The 15,590-nt window shown below is 57.5% G+C and carries 11 protein-coding genes; 4 read left to right on the top strand and 7 right to left on the bottom strand.

Annotated features, from left to right (window positions below):
• Nucleotides 1-39: 39 nt before the first annotated feature.
• The 3 genes from ldtD (at nt 40) to ACMGF7_RS23570 (ending at nt 3,289) form a co-directional block, all read left to right on the top strand.
• Nucleotides 40-1,848 (top strand): L,D-transpeptidase, encoded by a 1,809-nt coding sequence (gene ldtD / locus ACMGF7_RS23580; RefSeq protein WP_028127364.1) that lies wholly within the window; start codon nt 40-42, stop codon nt 1,846-1,848.
• A gap of 180 nt (nt 1,849-2,028) precedes the next feature.
• Entirely contained in the window at nt 2,029-2,577 is a 549-nt protein-coding gene (locus ACMGF7_RS23575) for a YcbK family protein (RefSeq protein WP_004928217.1), read from the top strand.
• A gap of 64 nt (nt 2,578-2,641) precedes the next feature.
• On the top strand, nt 2,642-3,289 hold the full coding sequence (locus ACMGF7_RS23570; protein ID WP_015377338.1) for an MBL fold metallo-hydrolase: 648 nt from the start codon (nt 2,642-2,644) through the stop codon (nt 3,287-3,289).
• Between the two features lie 76 nt (nt 3,290-3,365).
• Here the strand turns inward: ACMGF7_RS23570 and ACMGF7_RS23565 are convergent, their stop codons facing one another.
• From ACMGF7_RS23565 to ACMGF7_RS23545, 5 genes are all read right to left on the bottom strand, one after another.
• The gene (locus tag ACMGF7_RS23565; protein ID WP_049241146.1) at nt 3,366-4,556 is read right to left on the bottom strand and encodes an amino acid aminotransferase; all 1,191 of its coding nucleotides are present in this window, start codon (nt 4,554-4,556) and stop codon (nt 3,366-3,368) included.
• 245 nt (nt 4,557-4,801) lie between these two features.
• A complete protein-coding gene (gene ompC / locus ACMGF7_RS23560; protein ID WP_015377340.1) occupies nt 4,802-5,929 on the bottom strand; it encodes a porin OmpC in 1,128 nt (375 codons plus the stop codon).
• Nucleotides 5,930-6,230: 301 nt separating this feature from the next.
• Nucleotides 6,231-7,631, bottom strand: coding sequence for an asparagine--tRNA ligase (gene asnS, locus ACMGF7_RS23555; protein WP_015377341.1), 1,401 nt, complete (start codon nt 7,629-7,631; stop codon nt 6,231-6,233).
• Nucleotides 7,632-7,846: 215 nt separating this feature from the next.
• Nucleotides 7,847-9,052, bottom strand: a complete 1,206-nt coding sequence (gene pncB / locus ACMGF7_RS23550; protein WP_004928202.1) for a nicotinate phosphoribosyltransferase — start codon at nt 9,050-9,052, stop codon at nt 7,847-7,849.
• A 255-nt stretch (nt 9,053-9,307) separates the two neighbouring features.
• Nucleotides 9,308-11,008, bottom strand: coding sequence for a GGDEF domain-containing protein (locus ACMGF7_RS23545; protein ID WP_274865061.1), 1,701 nt, complete (start codon nt 11,006-11,008; stop codon nt 9,308-9,310).
• Between the two features lie 337 nt (nt 11,009-11,345).
• Between ACMGF7_RS23545 and pepN the strand changes: the two genes are divergently transcribed.
• Nucleotides 11,346-13,964: an aminopeptidase N gene (pepN, locus tag ACMGF7_RS23540; protein WP_060559141.1), complete on the top strand. Its 2,619-nt coding sequence runs from the start codon at nt 11,346-11,348 to the stop codon at nt 13,962-13,964.
• Between the two features lie 51 nt (nt 13,965-14,015).
• Here pepN and ssuB read toward each other — a convergent pair whose 3' ends face one another.
• Together ssuB and ssuC are read right to left on the bottom strand one after the other, a co-directional pair.
• The gene (ssuB, locus tag ACMGF7_RS23535; protein ID WP_049241152.1) at nt 14,016-14,789 is read right to left on the bottom strand and encodes an aliphatic sulfonates ABC transporter ATP-binding protein; all 774 of its coding nucleotides are present in this window, start codon (nt 14,787-14,789) and stop codon (nt 14,016-14,018) included.
• Nucleotides 14,786-15,580 carry an aliphatic sulfonate ABC transporter permease SsuC gene (gene ssuC / locus ACMGF7_RS23530; RefSeq protein WP_420286731.1) on the bottom strand — a complete coding sequence of 265 codons (795 nt, stop codon included), beginning with the start codon at nt 15,578-15,580 and terminating at the stop codon, nt 14,786-14,788. Before ssuC ends, ssuB begins: the two co-directional genes overlap by 4 nt.
• Nucleotides 15,581-15,590: the final 10 nt, after the last annotated feature.

Raw genomic sequence — 15,590 nt, 5'->3', positions numbered from 1 at the left:
TTTTGACGTTTTTTTTTGTGAGCATACAGGGGGCAAGGGATGTTGCTTAAAAAGGGAAACTCTCTACGACGTTTGGCGCTGAGTGGCGCTATCGCCTGTAGTCTTGTGTCGTCGTTTTCCGCCTTGGCCACCGTAACGGCGTTACCGGTGGCAACAGCAGGCATGTCCGTTGCGCAGAGTCGTTCTGAACTGCTGGCCGCGTTGCCGCGCGGTATGGATCTGCACTACCTTTCCACGCTGGCGCCGCTGTATGCGGCGAATCATATGCAGCCGATGTGGCAGGATCGCGAGGCTGTTCAGCAATTTCAACAGCAGCTGGCCGAACTGGCGATGTCCGGCGTACAGCCGCAGTTCACCCAGTGGGTGAAGATGTTGACCGATCCGGCGCTCAGTGAAGCGGGCCGCGATGCGGTGTTGTCCGATGCGATGCTGGGCTATTTGCAGTTTGTATCCGCCATCGGCGCCAACGGCAACAACTGGCTGTACAGCAATATTCCTTACAAGCTTGGTTTGCCGCCCACGGCGGTGATCAATCAATGGCAGCTGGCGGTGCGCCAGGCGCGAACCCTGAGCTACGTGAATTCGCTTGCGCCGCAGCATCCGCAATACGCCAAGATGCATCAGGCGCTGCGTGACATGCTGGCGGACAACCGCCCCTGGCCGCAGGTGGGCAGTGGCCCGAGCCTGCGCCCAGGCCAAATGAGCAACGATATCCCGGCGCTGCGTGAGATCCTGACGCGCACCGGCATGCTGGCCGCCTCGGCGCCGGAAGCGGAGCCGGAACCGGCGGTGGTTTCGGCGAAGAGCAATGAACCCGACGACGGCGGGCTGACGGTAGACGAAGAGAAAAGCCGTGTGACGGTCAGCCCATCGGCGGCGCCGGTGACGGAGTTGACCGCGGAACAGACGCCGCCGCAGATCGGCAGCGTGGTGAGCGACAACCTCTATACCAACGAGCTGGTGGAGGGCGTCAAGCGTTTCCAGAAATGGCAGGGGTTGACGGCGGACGGCGTGATCGGCGTGCGCACCCGCGAGTGGCTCAACGTGTCACCGAAAACCCGCGCCGCGCTGTTGGCGCTGAATATCCAGCGCTTGCGCATCTTGCCGGGGCATGTCGGCACCGGCATTATGGTGAACATTCCCAACTACTCGCTGACCTACTATCAGAACGGCAACGAAGTGTTGTCCTCCCGCGTTATCGTCGGGCGGCCAAGCCGCAAGACGCCGTTGATGAGCAGCGCATTGAATAACGTGGTGGTCAACCCGCCTTGGAACGTGCCAACCACGCTGGTGCGTGAGGATATCGTGCCGAAGGCGATGCGCGACGGTAACTATTTCCAGAAACACGGCTATACCGTGCTGTCAGGCTGGAGCAACGATGCGGAAGTGATCAACCCGGCGATGATCGACTGGAGCATGGTTTCTGCGCGCAACTTCCCGTATCGCGTGCGCCAGGCGCCGGGCGCCACCAACTCGCTGGGGCGTTTCAAGTTCAATATGCCGAGCTCGGATGCCATTTACCTGCACGATACCCCGAACCACAGCCTGTTCCAGAAAGACATCCGCGCGCTCAGCTCCGGCTGCGTGCGGGTGAACAAGGCTTCCGATTTGGCGAATATGCTGCTGCAGGATGCCGGCTGGAACAATAGCCGCGTTTCCTCCACGCTGAAAGAAGGCAATACCACTTATGTGAATATTCGCCAGCGTATTCCCGTAAAACTGTATTATCTGACCGCCTGGGTTTCGGATGATGGCCAACCGCAATTCCGTACAGATATTTACAATTATGATAATACGGTGAGATCGGGCGCACAAATTTTGGCTCAGGCCAAAAAATTAATGCAGTAAATGCAGTAATTATAAATAAATAACGGTCAGAATGTTTGGCTATACCACAGGCCCTCGTAGCCGGGGGCCTGTAAACCTAGGCGTATCGCGGGTTGACTCAGCATACGCAGGCGGTTATGGTTCGGACAGTGCGCTGCTTTGTGCATTTATTTTGACATTCTTGCCGGGTTTAACAGAGTCATGGACAAAATTGATCATCATCGCCGTAAATGGCTGGCGCTAGGTGGCGCCGCTATGGGCATAGCGCTGCTTCCAGGGCAGGCATTTGCCAGTCTTTCCACCGCTCGACCGCGTATTTTAGTGCTGAATAACCTGAATACCGGTGAATCTATTAAAGCCGAGTTCTTTGACGGCAAAGGCTACAATAAAGAAGAGTTGGTTCGGCTAAATCATCTGTTCCGCGATTATCGCGCCAACAAGGTTAAATCGATCGATCCCAGCTTGTTTGATCACCTCTATCGCCTGCAGGGGCTGCTGGGTACCAGCAAGCCGGTGCAGCTGATCTCCGGTTACCGTTCCGTAGATACCAATAACGAATTGCGCGCGCACAGCCGCGGTGTGGCCAAGCACAGCTACCATACCAAGGGCCAGGCGATGGATTTCCATATTGAAGGTATCCAATTGAGTAATATCCGTAAAGCGGCGTTAAAAATGCGCGCTGGTGGTGTAGGATATTACCCACGTAGCAACTTCGTGCACATCGATACCGGCCCGGTTCGGAGCTGGTAATCGCGGTGCCCTCAGTGAATAACGCCGCTCCTTGCGGAGGCGGCGTTATTGTCGTTGGAGCCTTATGAAATACCATCTTATTCCCGTTACCGCCTTTAGCCAGAATTGCAGCCTGATCTGGTGTGAAAACACGCAGCAGGCGGCGTTGGTCGATCCCGGCGGCGAAGCGGAAAAAATCAAAGCGGAAGTGGCGAAACAGGGTGTGACAATCACGCAGATTTTGCTGACGCACGGCCATTTGGATCACGTCGGCGCGGCGGCGGAGCTGGCGGAACATTATCAGGTGCCGATTTACGGCCCGGATAAAGAGGACGCTTTTTGGCTGGATGGTTTGCCGGCGCAGAGCCGGATGTTCGGGCTGGAAGAGTGTGCGCCGCTGACCCCGACCCGTTGGTTGTCGGAAGGCGATGAGATGCAGGTGGGTGAGATGACGCTCAAGGTGTTGCATTGCCCTGGGCACACGCCGGGCCACATCGTCTTTATCAATGAGCAGGCGCGTTTGGCGCTGGTGGGTGACGTGCTGTTTAACGGCGGCGTGGGGCGCAGCGACTTCCCGCGCGGTGATCATCAGGCGCTGATCGCCTCTATTCGCACCAAGCTGCTGCCATTGGGCGACGATATGCGCTTTATTCCCGGCCACGGCCCGATGTCGACCTTTGGCCACGAGCGCCAGACCAATCCGTTCCTGCGCGAAGAGCCGGCGGTGTGGTAACGATTATTTCCCGGCCGAAATAATCAAGGGCGCATAGAGCGCCCTTTTTTTATGATTTATGACCTGCGTCGATGCTTTAGAGCACGGCGACGATGGCTTCACACAGCGGTGCCATGTTGTCCGGCGTCATGCCGGCCACGTTCACCCGGCCCGAGTTTACGGCGTATACGCCGAACTCTTCACGCAGACGCAGCACCTGTTCTTTGGTCAGGCCGCTGAATGAGAACATGCCGTTCTGCTGGATGATAAAGCTGAAGTCCTGTTGTGCGCCTTTCTCCTGCAGGGTGTTCACGAACAGCTGACGCATGCGGTGAATGCGCTGGCGCATGTCGGTCAGCTCCTGCTCCCACATCGCGCGCAGGGCGTCGTTGCCCAGAATGGTGGCGACAACGGCCGCGCCGTGCGACGGCGGGTTAGAGTAGTTGGCACGAATGGCCGCCTTCACCTGGCTGAAGGCGCGATCGGCGGTTTCGGCATCGGCAGCTACAAGGGTGCAAGCGCCGACGCGCTCATTGTACAGGCCGAAGTTTTTCGAGTAGGAGCTGGCGACGATCAGCTCTTGATGTTTGGCGGCGAAAATACGCAGACCCTGCGCATCCTCTTCCAGACCGTTGGCGAAGCCCTGGTAGGCGAAGTCGAATAGCGGCAGCCAGCCATTGGCGGCGGAAAGCTCAGCCAGCTGCGCCCACTGTTCCGCCGTTGGATCGATACCGGTCGGGTTATGGCAGCAGCCGTGGAACAGCACGACATCACCGGCCTGAGCCTGTTTCAGGCTGTTCAGCAGGCCGTCAAAATCCAGCGCGTGGTTGGCTGCGTCGTAGTAGGCGTACTCCAGCACTTCCAGGCCAACGGCGCTAAAGACGTTCTTGTGGTTCGGCCAGCTTGGGTTGCTGATCCAGATGCGCTTGGCGCTGGTCTGGTTGGCGATAAAGTCTGCCGCTACGCGCAAGCCGCCGGTGCCGCCTGGTGTCTGTGCGGTGCGCGCGCGACGATCGGTGACGATCTGGCTCTCTTTACCGAACAGCAGCTCTTGCGTGCAGCTGGCAAACGCCGGGATGCCTTCAATGCCGAGATAGTTTTTGGTGGTCTCGTTTTCCAGCAGATACTGTTCAGCTTTTTTTACGCTGGTCAGCACCGGGGTTTTGCCGGTTTCATCTTTATAAACGCCAATGCCTAAATTGATTTTATTCGGGCGGGCGTCGGCGCGGAAAATGTCGGTCAGGCCCAGGATCGGGTCGGCGGGTGCGGCGGTGATTTTTTCAAACATGTCAGGTGCTTCCAAATCTCGGAGTTAAGCAGACAGAAGCATCAGGGTAGCGCCAGTTATCGGCTTTGCCAACCGTTTGCGATAAAAACACCGCGATCTTGTGAACGGGAAGGATTCGACAGAAAAAATGAGGGATAAGGGGAAATCTGCAGGATAAAACGTTACCGGCAGACACAAATAAAAACAGGGCCGAAGCCCTGTTTTTTTAACTTAGCCGACGGTGAACCGCCGTTAAGCGAGACAACTTAGAACTGGTACACCAGACCAACAGCTACGATATCGTCGGTAGCGGTGCCGGTTGCTTTGGTGAACTCGTTGTCATCCAGCAGGTTGATTTTGTAATCAACGTAGGTGGACATGTTCTTGTTGAAGTAATAGGTGGTACCAACAGAAACATATTTAACCAGATCCTGGTCAGAACCCACGCCTGGGACGTTCAGGTTTTTACCTTTAGACTGCAGGTAAGACACTTCTGGACGCAGACCGAAGTCGAACTGGTACTGAGCGGTCACTTCGAAGTTCTGAGTTTTGCTCGCGAAGCCGCCGCACTTGTCATCGGTAGCTGCACAGCCAGCACCGAAGTTACCGCCGCCGAACGGAGTCATGTTACGGGTTTCTGCGTACATCGCCGCCAGGTAAACGTTGTTGGCGTCGTATTTCGCGCCCACGGTCCATGCGTCAGCCTTGTCGCCACGCTCGTTGGAACGCAGTTTTTGGTCGTCGGTACGGTTAGAAGATGCGTATGCAGCGCCGAAGCTTACGCCTTCGCCGATGTCATAAGTAGAGGAGATGCCCCAGCCGTCGCCGTTTTGTTTCTTGACGTTACGGCCGTCGTTCTGGTTTTTGCCCTGGTACTGAACGGCGAAGTTCAGACCGTCAACCAGACCGAAGAAGTTGTTGTTACGATAGGTCGCAACGCCGTTGGTACGGCCGGTCATGAAGTTGTCGGTGTAGGTGTAAGTATCGCCACCGAACTCTGGCAGCATATCGGTCCAGCCTTCCACGTCGTACAGTACGCCGTAGTTACGGCCGTAGTCGAAGGAGCCGTAGTCAGCGAATTTCAGACCCGCGAAGCCCAGACGGGTTTTGGTGCCTTCGGTGCCCTGAGATTCGGAGTGGTTAGCCTGGACGTTGTATTCCCACTGGCCGTAACCGGTCAGTTGGTCAGTAATCTGAGTTTCACCTTTGAAGCCGAAACGAACATAGGTCTGATCGCCGTCATTACCTTTGTCGTCGGAGAAGTAGTGCAGACCGTCAACTTTGCCGTACAGATCCAGCTTGTTGCCGTCTTTGTTGTAGATTTCAGCTGCGTTTGCTGCACCAGCAGCCAACAGAGCCGGGATAACCACTGCAAGAATGTTGCGCTTCATCATTATTACCCTCATTGGTGTTATTCGGACACCTTTGCCACTGCCGCCAATAATTCCTTGGGAACTATTGTTGATAGATTGGTGTCGTCCTGTGTCTGAACGCAGTGTTCCATTCACAGGCGGGTTAATCTAGGACGAAAATGATACCAATGTCGCAATGAGGTTGCAAAAGGAAAGTATGTGTAACCAAATGTAATTTTTCGGGAACTTTGTGACGTGCGTCAATATTAAAAAATGCGAAAGGCCAGCGAGGCTGGCCTTTGTTTTGTAACGAAATCGTTTAAAAAACGTGTGATCGTATAAATTAGAAGCTTGCGTTACGTGGGGTGCGTGGGAACGGGATCACATCGCGCACGTTTTGCACGCCGGTGACATAGGCGATTAAACGTTCAAAGCCCAGGCCGAAACCGGAATGCGGCACGGTGCCGTAACGACGCAGATCGCGATACCACCAGTAGTCTTCCTTATTCAGGCCCATCTCTTCCAGACGCTGATCGAGCACGTCGAGACGTTCTTCACGCTGAGAACCCCCGATGATTTCACCGATGCCCGGCGCCAGCACGTCCATGGCCGCGACGGTTTTGCCGTCTTCGTTCATGCGCATATAGAACGCTTTGATGTCTTTCGGGTAGTTTTTCACCACTACCGGCGCCTGGAAGTGTTTCTCCGCCAGATAACGCTCATGTTCGGAAGAGAGATCGATACCCCAGGAGACCGGGTTTTCGAAGGTTTGGCCAGAGGCCAGCAGGATCTCAATGGCGTCGGTGTAGTCTACCTGGGCGAAATCGGAAGAGACGAAGCGCTCCAGACGCGCGATAGCGTCTTTATCCACGCGCTCGGCGAAGAATTTCAGATCGTCTGCACGCTCATCCAGCACCGCCTGGAACACATACTTCAGCATGCTTTCGGCCAGGCCGGCGACATCGTCCAGCGTCGCGAAGGCCACTTCCGGCTCGATCATCCAGAATTCAGCCAGATGGCGGCTGGTGTTGGAGTTTTCAGCGCGGAAAGTTGGGCCGAAGGTGTATACCTTGGACAGCGCACAGGCGTAGGTTTCGCCGTTCAGCTGGCCGGAAACGGTGAGGAAGGCTTCCTTACCGAAGAAGTCCTGGCTGAAATCGACGGCGCCCTTGTCGGTGCGCGGCAGGTTTTCCAGATCCAGTGTGGATACGCGGAACATCTCGCCGGCGCCTTCGGTGTCGGAGGCGGTGATCAGCGGGGTAGATACCCAGAAATAGCCATTTTCATGGAAGAAGCGGTGGATCGCCTGCGCCAGGGTATGACGCACGCGCGCCACGGCGCCGATCAGGTTGGTGCGCGGGCGCAGGTGGGCCACTTCGCGCAGGTATTCGATGCTGTGACGTTTGGCCGCCATCGGGTAAGTATCCGGATCGTCGACCCAGCCGACCACTTTGATCGCGGTGGCCTGCAGCTCGAAGCTCTGGCCTTCGCCCGGTGAGGCGACGACCTTGCCGGTAACTTCAACCGAACAGCCGGTGGTCAGGTGCAGCACTTCATCTTGATAATTCGGCAGAGAATTATTAACGACGGCCTGTAACGGATCAAAGCAGGAACCGTCATAGACGGCCAGGAAGGAGATACCAGCTTTTGAATCTCTCCGGGTACGTACCCAGCCGCGTACGGTGACTTCACTGTCAACCGCAGCACGACCTTGCAGTACGTCGACTACAGGCACTACGCTCATAGATTTCTCTCTTTAATAATTTGGTTTAGAAATAGCTTACAACCCAAGAATATGGGGGTAATGGCTATGTTACTTGCCGCGGTGCAGAGCACAAGCAGAAATCATCGGATTGGCGCAACATTTATCGCGGCTGACTGAAAAGAGGGCGTTCGGGATAAAAACAAAAAAGCCGGCGCGTGAACCGGGCCGGCTTTCTCTCTTTATATAAAGAAGGCTCAGCTGGCTTTCTTCACCAGCGGCAGATCGAAGGCCTTGCGCAGGGCCCTGACGAACGCCTGGTCCTGGCAGATGGTCTTGCCGGGGCTGTCGGAGAGTTTGGCCACCGGCTTGCCTTTGCACTCGACCAGCTTGATCACGATATTTAACGGCTTAACGCCGGGAATATCGCAGGTCAGGCGCGTGCCGATGCCGAAGCCGAGATTAATGCGCTGATAGAAATGGCGATAGAGCGCCAGCGCTTTTTCCAGATCCAGATTGTCCGAGAACACCAGCGTTTTGCTCAGTGGGTCGATGCCCAGTTTCTGATAGTGGGCAATGGCCTTTTCACCCCACTCGACGGGATCGCCCGAATCGTGGCGAAGCCCCTGATAACGCTCGGCGAACTGCGGGCCGAAGTCGCGCAGGAAGGCATCCATGGTGATGCAGTCGGTGAGCGCGATGCCAAGCTGGTCCGGATATTCATCCAGCCAGGCCTGCAATGCGGCGCGCTGGCTGTTGGCCAGCACAGGGCTTATCTGCTGATGCGCCTGGAACCACTCATGCGCCTGCGTGCCGACCGGCGCCAGACCCAGCTGGTGCGCCAGATCGTAATTGCTGGTGCCCGACAGGTACGGGAATTCGGCCTGCAAGGTGCTGACGATGGCCTGTTGCACGCCCTGAGAGAAACGACGGCGGGTGCCGAAGTCCATCAACTTGAAGCGCGAAAGATCCAGATCGCCCGCCAACGTCTTGAACTGCGCCAGCTTGGTTTGCAGATGTGCCACCGCCTGTTCCGGCGTCGCCAGCGGCGAGCGCCGGCGGTGCACCACTTCGCTGATCACCGCCAGCAATGGGACTTCCCACATGATCACTTCACGCCAGGGGCCGGCGATGCGGATTTGCAGCTTGCCGTCGCGGTTGTCGATGGTGACCTGCTGCGGATCGTAGCGGAACGTTCGCAGCCAGTTCAGGTAATCTTGACGGAAGAAGGGCAGGCCCGAAAGATAAGCGAATTCGGCGTCGGTTAGCGCCAGCCGGCTCATCAGCGCCACCTGCGCGCGGATTTCGTCGGCATATTCGCCCAGCAGTTCGTCGCCGCGGCAGCGGAATTCCGCCGCCACGCTGATCGCGGGATAGCGATGGAACACTGCTTGCTGCATATGAAGCTTATAAGCATCGGTATCAAGCAGTGATGTCAAAATCGGGGAAGCGTATTGAGTCATAGCGCGTTACAGCATCCTCGTCAGGCGCGTGTCCAAATCCGGATAATCATAAAAGTGGGGGTGGAGTATACCCGGATTATCCTGTTATTGAAGCTGCATCACACCATAAATCACCGAAGCGGGTCGAGGATTAAACGTGCCTTTATGGCAGCCGGATAGCGGCGGGGTGGAAAAAAAGCCAGATATGCCTGTAAGGTGAATGACTTAGCCTAATTAGTCATAAAAATTATAATGTTAATTATTTTAAACAGCGAATCAGATAAAGCCGGCCTGGGTATGCACGCTGACCCGATCTTTGCCGTTCTTTTTGCAAAAGTAGAGCGATTCGTCCGCCTGTTTGATCGCCGCCTGCAGCGCGGTGAACGCGCTGACTGGCGCAATGCCGCAGCTGGTGGTGAAACGCACTTGCCGTCCGTCGGCCAGATTTAGCGTCAGGCGATGAGTACGGGCGCGCAATTGCTCCATGATGTCCCGCGCGTTGTCCAACGAACAGTTACCCAGCAGCACCGCGAACTCTTCGCCGCCATAGCGGCAGAAGATGTCGCTGGCGCGGAACGCGCGTTGCAGCAGGTGGCCGAAGGCCACCAGCGCCCGGTCACCCACGTCGTGGCCGTAGCTGTCGTTGAGTTGTTTGAAATTATCGATGTCGATCAGGCAAAAGGCCTGTGGGTAGCTGGCGTTGCCCAGCAGTTGACATTCAAGGAAGAATTTACGGCGGTTGTAGATATTGGTGAGCGGATCGAGGAAGGAAGAGGCCTCGAGCTCTTTAATCAGCAGTTGTTTCTCGCTCTCCAGCGAGACCTTGTCCAGCTGGTATTGCCTGAGCTGCTGAATGGCGTCGCTGATGGCGATCAATTCCTGGCTGTAGAAGGCGTCGTTGCGATCGATATTCATCTCGCCGCGCGACAGCCGCACGATATTGTTGTGGGTCTTGGTCAGCCAGCGGTTGATGCTGGTGCAGAACACCAACGCCGGCAAAATGAACAGCAAAACCACCAGGCCGGCGAGTGCGATCATGCCGTAAATGGTCGTCTGGCTGTCGTAAATCTTGTGGCGCGAGGCGAGGGTTTCCAATTCGAAACTGCGTTGATACAGCGCCTGCGAAAGCTCGCTCACATCGTCGACATAGCGCGAAATAAGCGCTGTGGGGTAGGGCTTATGGGTATCGATAGCGGTATACAGCCCATTGGTAATCTGCTGGAGGCGCTCAGCGGACACTTGGGCGAGCAACGCATTGACGATGTTGGTGATTTGTCCATCGTCGTAGTTGATCTTCATGAAGATCAATCGGGTGCTCAGCGCGTTCAGCACGCCGGTTAGCTGAATGGACTTCAGATAGGCGTCTTTGCGAACGAGCTGGCTGACGTTGACGTCGATAATCTGATCGCTCAATTCCGTCAATGACATATTTAGCCGGTTATTGAGACGGATGGCCTCGAGAAACATAAAGGAGTCGGTATCCACCATCCGGGTATCGTAGGTGTAACGGTAATAACTCTTGCTGGTTTGCGAGATGTAATAGGCGCTGTTGATGTTGAACAGATTGGCGTTGGTGTTATTGACCTGCGAAAGCTGCAGGTTGTCATTATCCAGCAGCTGTTCCATCAAAGCGATCATCGACAGCGCGGCGATTTTTTGCTGAACCCCGAGCTGTCTGGCGACCTCATCGTCCAGATGTTCGCGGATCCGGGTGATCCTCTCGCGCGCCACCCGATCGGCGGCCAAACATTGCGCACGGGTGATTTGCGGATCGATCAGGCTCAATCGTTTGAGGCGATGAGCCAGCAACGCAGCCTGAAAAGCTTCGGAAATTTCTTTGGCGCGATCAATTTTGTACAGGTTTAGCTGGTTGTCGCGGTAGTCGGTATGGGCTTCGAGCAGCTCATCGACGATGAACAGAGAGAAGGAAGTCATCAGGCACAGGGTGAAAAAATAGATTGCGTATTTAATCTTCATAATGCGAGCCATCCCTGAACCTGATTCGGCAATTATACCACCATGCCGCCGGTGTCGCCTCAACTATGCCGGCGCGCCGCGATGGCGGTTTTTTAGCATTAAATGCTGATTTTTATTTGGCCATTGGTCACCCGCACTGCCGCCTGCCGGGCGATTTATGATTTGCCTCTGATTTCTCTCTCCTGGTCGCCCTGCGGCTCTGGGCTTTTCGGCCAGCTGTGATACAGTTTATTCACAATTCAGGCTCACCGCGCGCCGCAGGGGAACATACCGGCTGCGGTACGAAGGAGAAGAGCGGCCTGGCACCTATAACTCACTGAGACGTTTAAGGGTTTTTATGACACAACAGCCACAGGCAAAATACCGCCACGATTATCGCGCGCCCGATTACACCACGACCGATATCGATTTGGACTTCAGTCTGGACGCGGAAACCACGCGCGTGACCGCCGTCAGTAAAATCAAACGTCAGGGTGCGGCCGGCGCACCGCTGGTGCTGGATGGCGAAGATTTGACGCTGGTGAGCATTCAGGTGGACGGCCAACCGTGGAGCGCCTACCGTCAGCAGGATAACCAGCTGATCATCGAAGAGTTGCCGGCACAATTCACTCTTACCATTGTCAACGATATTCACCCGGCGAAGAACACCGCGCTGGAAGGGCTGTACCTGTCCGGCGATGCGCTGTGTACGCAATGCGAAGCCGAAGGCTTCCACCACATTACTTATTACCAGGATCGCCCGGACGTGCTGGCGCGCTTTACCACCCGCATCGTGGCCGACAAGACGCGCTATCCGTTCCTGCTGTCGAACGGCAACCGCATCGGCCAGGGCGAATTGGCCGATGGCCGCCACTGGGTGCAATGGCAGGATCCGTTCCCGAAACCTTGCTACCTGTTCGCGCTGGTGGCGGGGGATTTCGACGTGCTGCGCGACAGCTTCACCACCCGTTCCGGCCGTAAGGTCGCACTGGAGCTGTTCGTCGATCGCGGCAACCTGGATCGCGCCGACTGGGCGATGACTTCGTTGAAGAACTCGATGAAATGGGATGAGACCCGCTTCGGCCTGGAATATGATCTCGACATTTATATGATTGTGGCGGTCGATTTCTTCAATATGGGCGCGATGGAGAACAAAGGGTTAAATATCTTTAACTCCAAATATGTGCTGGCGAAGGCGGAAACCGCGACCGACAAGGATTACCTGAACATCGAAGCGGTGATCGGCCACGAATACTTCCACAACTGGACCGGTAACCGCGTGACCTGCCGCGACTGGTTCCAGCTCAGTCTGAAAGAGGGGCTGACGGTGTTCCGCGATCAGGAATTCAGTTCCGATCTGGGATCGCGTTCGGTTAACCGCATCGACAATGTGCGCGTGATGCGCGGCGCGCAGTTTGCCGAAGACGCCAGCCCGATGGCGCACGCCATCCGCCCGGACAAAGTCATCGAGATGAACAACTTCTACACCCTCACGGTGTATGAAAAGGGTTCCGAGGTGATCCGCATGATGCATACCCTGTTGGGGGAGGAGAACTTCCAGAAAGGGATGCAGCTCTATTTCGAACGTCACGACGGCAGCGCCGCTACCTGCGACGATTTCGTTCAGGCGATGGAGGATGCGTCTAACGTCGATCTGTCGCGCTTCCGCCGTTGGTATAGCCAGTCCGGTACGCCGCTGTTGACGGTGCGCGACGAGTACGATGCGGAAACTCAGCAATATCGCCTGCATGTCAGCCAGAAAACCGCGCCGACCGCCGATCAGCCGGAGAAGTTGCCGCTGCATATTCCGCTGGATATCGAACTGTACGACAGCGAAGGCAATGTCATTCCATTGCAGAAAGGCGGCCTGCCGGTCAACAACGTGCTGAACGTCACCGAAGCGGAGCAGACCTTCGTGTTCGACGGCGTGGCGCACAAGCCGGTGCCGTCGCTGCTGCGCGAATTCTCCGCGCCGGTGAAGCTGGACTATCCGTACAGCGATCAGCAACTGACCTTCCTGATGCAGCATGCGCGCAATGAGTTTGCGCGTTGGGATGCGGCGCAGAGCTTGCTGGCGACCTATATCAAGCTGAACGTGGCGCGGCACCAGCAGAAGCAGCCGCTGTCGCTGCCGCTGCACGTGGCCGATGCGTTCCGTGCGGTGCTGCTGGACGAAAAACTGGATCCGGCGCTGGCGGCGCAGATCCTGACGCTGCCGTCGGAGAACGAAATCGCCGAGCTGTTCGCCACTATCGATCCGGAAGCGATCGCCGCGGTGCACGAAGCGATCGTACGCTGCCTGGCGCGGGAACTGGCCGATGAGTGGCTGGCGGTGTATCACGCCAACAAGACCGACGGCTACCGCGTGGAGCACGCCGAGATCGCCAAGCGCGCCTTGCGCAATGTGTGCCTGGGCTATCTGGCGTTCGGCGAAGATGTGGCGCTGGCGGACCAACTGGTGAACGAACAGTATCGCCAGGCGGACAACATGACCGACTCGCTGGCGGCGCTGTCTGCTGCGGTCGCGGCCCAGCTGCCGTGCCGCGATGCGCTGCTGGCGGCGTTCGACGAGCGCTGGCATCAGGATGGCCTGGTGATGGACAAATGGTTCGTGCTGCAGGGCGGCAGCCCGGCGGCAGACGTGTTGAGCAAGGTGCGCGCGCTGCTGCAACACCGCTCGTTCAGCCTGAGCAACCCGAACCGCACCCGTTCGCTGATCGGCGGCTTCGCTTCCGGCAACCCGGCGGCGTTCCACGCTGCGGACGGCAGCGGCTATCAGTTCCTGGCGGAGATCCTCAGCGATCTCAACCAGCGCAACCCGCAGATCGCCGCGCGCCTGATTGAACCGCTGATTCGCCTGAAGCGTTACGACGCCGGTCGCCAGGCGCTGATGCGCAAGGCGTTGGAACAGCTGAAAGGGTTGGAAAACCTGTCCGGCGATCTGTACGAGAAGATCAGCAAGGCGCTCGACGCCTGATTTTTTCGCGCTAGAGACATCAAGGGACGGCCTGGGCCGTCCCTTTTTCATTCAATTCGCCGCCCGGCGGGGACTGGCCGCTGCGGCCGGCGGCGATAACACCCGTTCCAGCACTTCGGCCTCCAGTTCCGCCAGCCTGGCCGAGCCTTTGCGGCGCGGCCGCGGCAGATCGATGCTCAGATCCAGCCCGATATGCCCCTCTTCAATCAGGATCACCCGATCCGCCAGCGCGATGGCTTCGCTGACGTCATGTGTGACCAGCAGTACGGTAAAACCGTGTTGTAGCCACAGCGTTTCTATCAGCCCTTGCATCTCGATGCGCGTCAGGGCATCCAGCGCCCCGAGCGGTTCGTCCAGCAGCAGCAGGCGGGGGCGGTGGATCAGCGCGCGCGCCAGGGCGACCCGCTGTTTTTGTCCGCCGGACAGCGCCGCCGGCCAATCGCGGGCGCGATCCGCCAAACCGACCGCTTCCAGGGCTTGCAACGCCGCGTCGCGCCACTGGCCGCGCAGCCCCAGACCCACGTTATCGATCACCGTTTTCCACGGCAACAGGCGCGCATCCTGAAACATCAACCGGGTATCCTCTTTAGCGGCGGCGAGCGGCGCGTTGCCGCTGAGCAAAGCGCCGCTGCTGGCCTGTTCCAGGCCGGCCAACAGGCGCAGCAGGGTGCTCTTGCCGCAGCCGCTGCGGCCAACCACCGCCACGAACTGCCCGGCGGAAATGCGCAGCTGAATATTGTCCAGCACCGTGCGGTTGCCGTAACGTTTGCCGATAGACTCCAGCGTCACCGGCGTGCCTTGCGCAAGGCGAGCGGGAAGGGTCATAGCGCTTCTCCCTGTTTCAGTTGATAGGCCTGATGCCAGCGCAACCAGACGCGCTCCAGCAGCTGCGCGCCCACGTCCGCCAGCTTGCCGAGCAGGGCGTACAGCACGATCGCCACCACCACCACGTCGGTTTGCAGAAATTCACGCGCGTTCATCGCCAGGTAGCCGATGCCCGAATTGGCCGAGATGGTTTCGGCGACGATCAGCGTCAGCCACATGAAGCCGAGAGCGAAACGCACGCCGACCATAATCGACGGCAGCGCGCCCGGCAGCACCACCTGTGTAAACAGGCGAAAACCGCTCAGGCCGTAGCTGCGGGCCATCTCCAACAGGCCGCGATCGATGTTTTTGATGCCGTGATAGGTATTGAGATAAATCGGGAACAGCGTACCGAGCGCCACCAGAAAGATCTTGGCGGATTCATCGATGCCGAACCACAGGATCACCAACGGGATCAGCGCCAGATGCGGCACGTTGCGGATCATTTGCACCGAGCTGTCCAGCAGGCGTTCGCCCCAGCGCGACAGCCCGGTAATAAAGCCGAGTATCAGTCCGATGCTGCCGCCGATGGCGAAGCCTAACAACGCGCGCTGGCTGCTGATGCTCAGGTGCTGCCACAGTTCGCCGCTTTGGCTCAGGCGCCAGAAGGCGGCCAGCACCGCACTCGGCGCCGGCAAAATGCGGTTGGACAGCCAGCCGGTTTCGACGGCGATTTGCCAGATGATCACCAGCGCCAGCGGCAGCGCCCAGGGGGCCAGCCGATACAGGATGCGTTGTACGTTATTTGCCATCGGGGCGCTC

Origin of the sequence: Serratia sp. BNK-17 (genome assembly GCF_048684935.1) — a bacterium.
Lineage (GTDB): Bacteria > Pseudomonadota > Gammaproteobacteria > Enterobacterales > Enterobacteriaceae > Serratia > Serratia nematodiphila.
The sequence above is the reverse complement of the archived record's forward strand: the minus strand, read 5'-3'. Positions and strand labels throughout refer to the sequence as shown.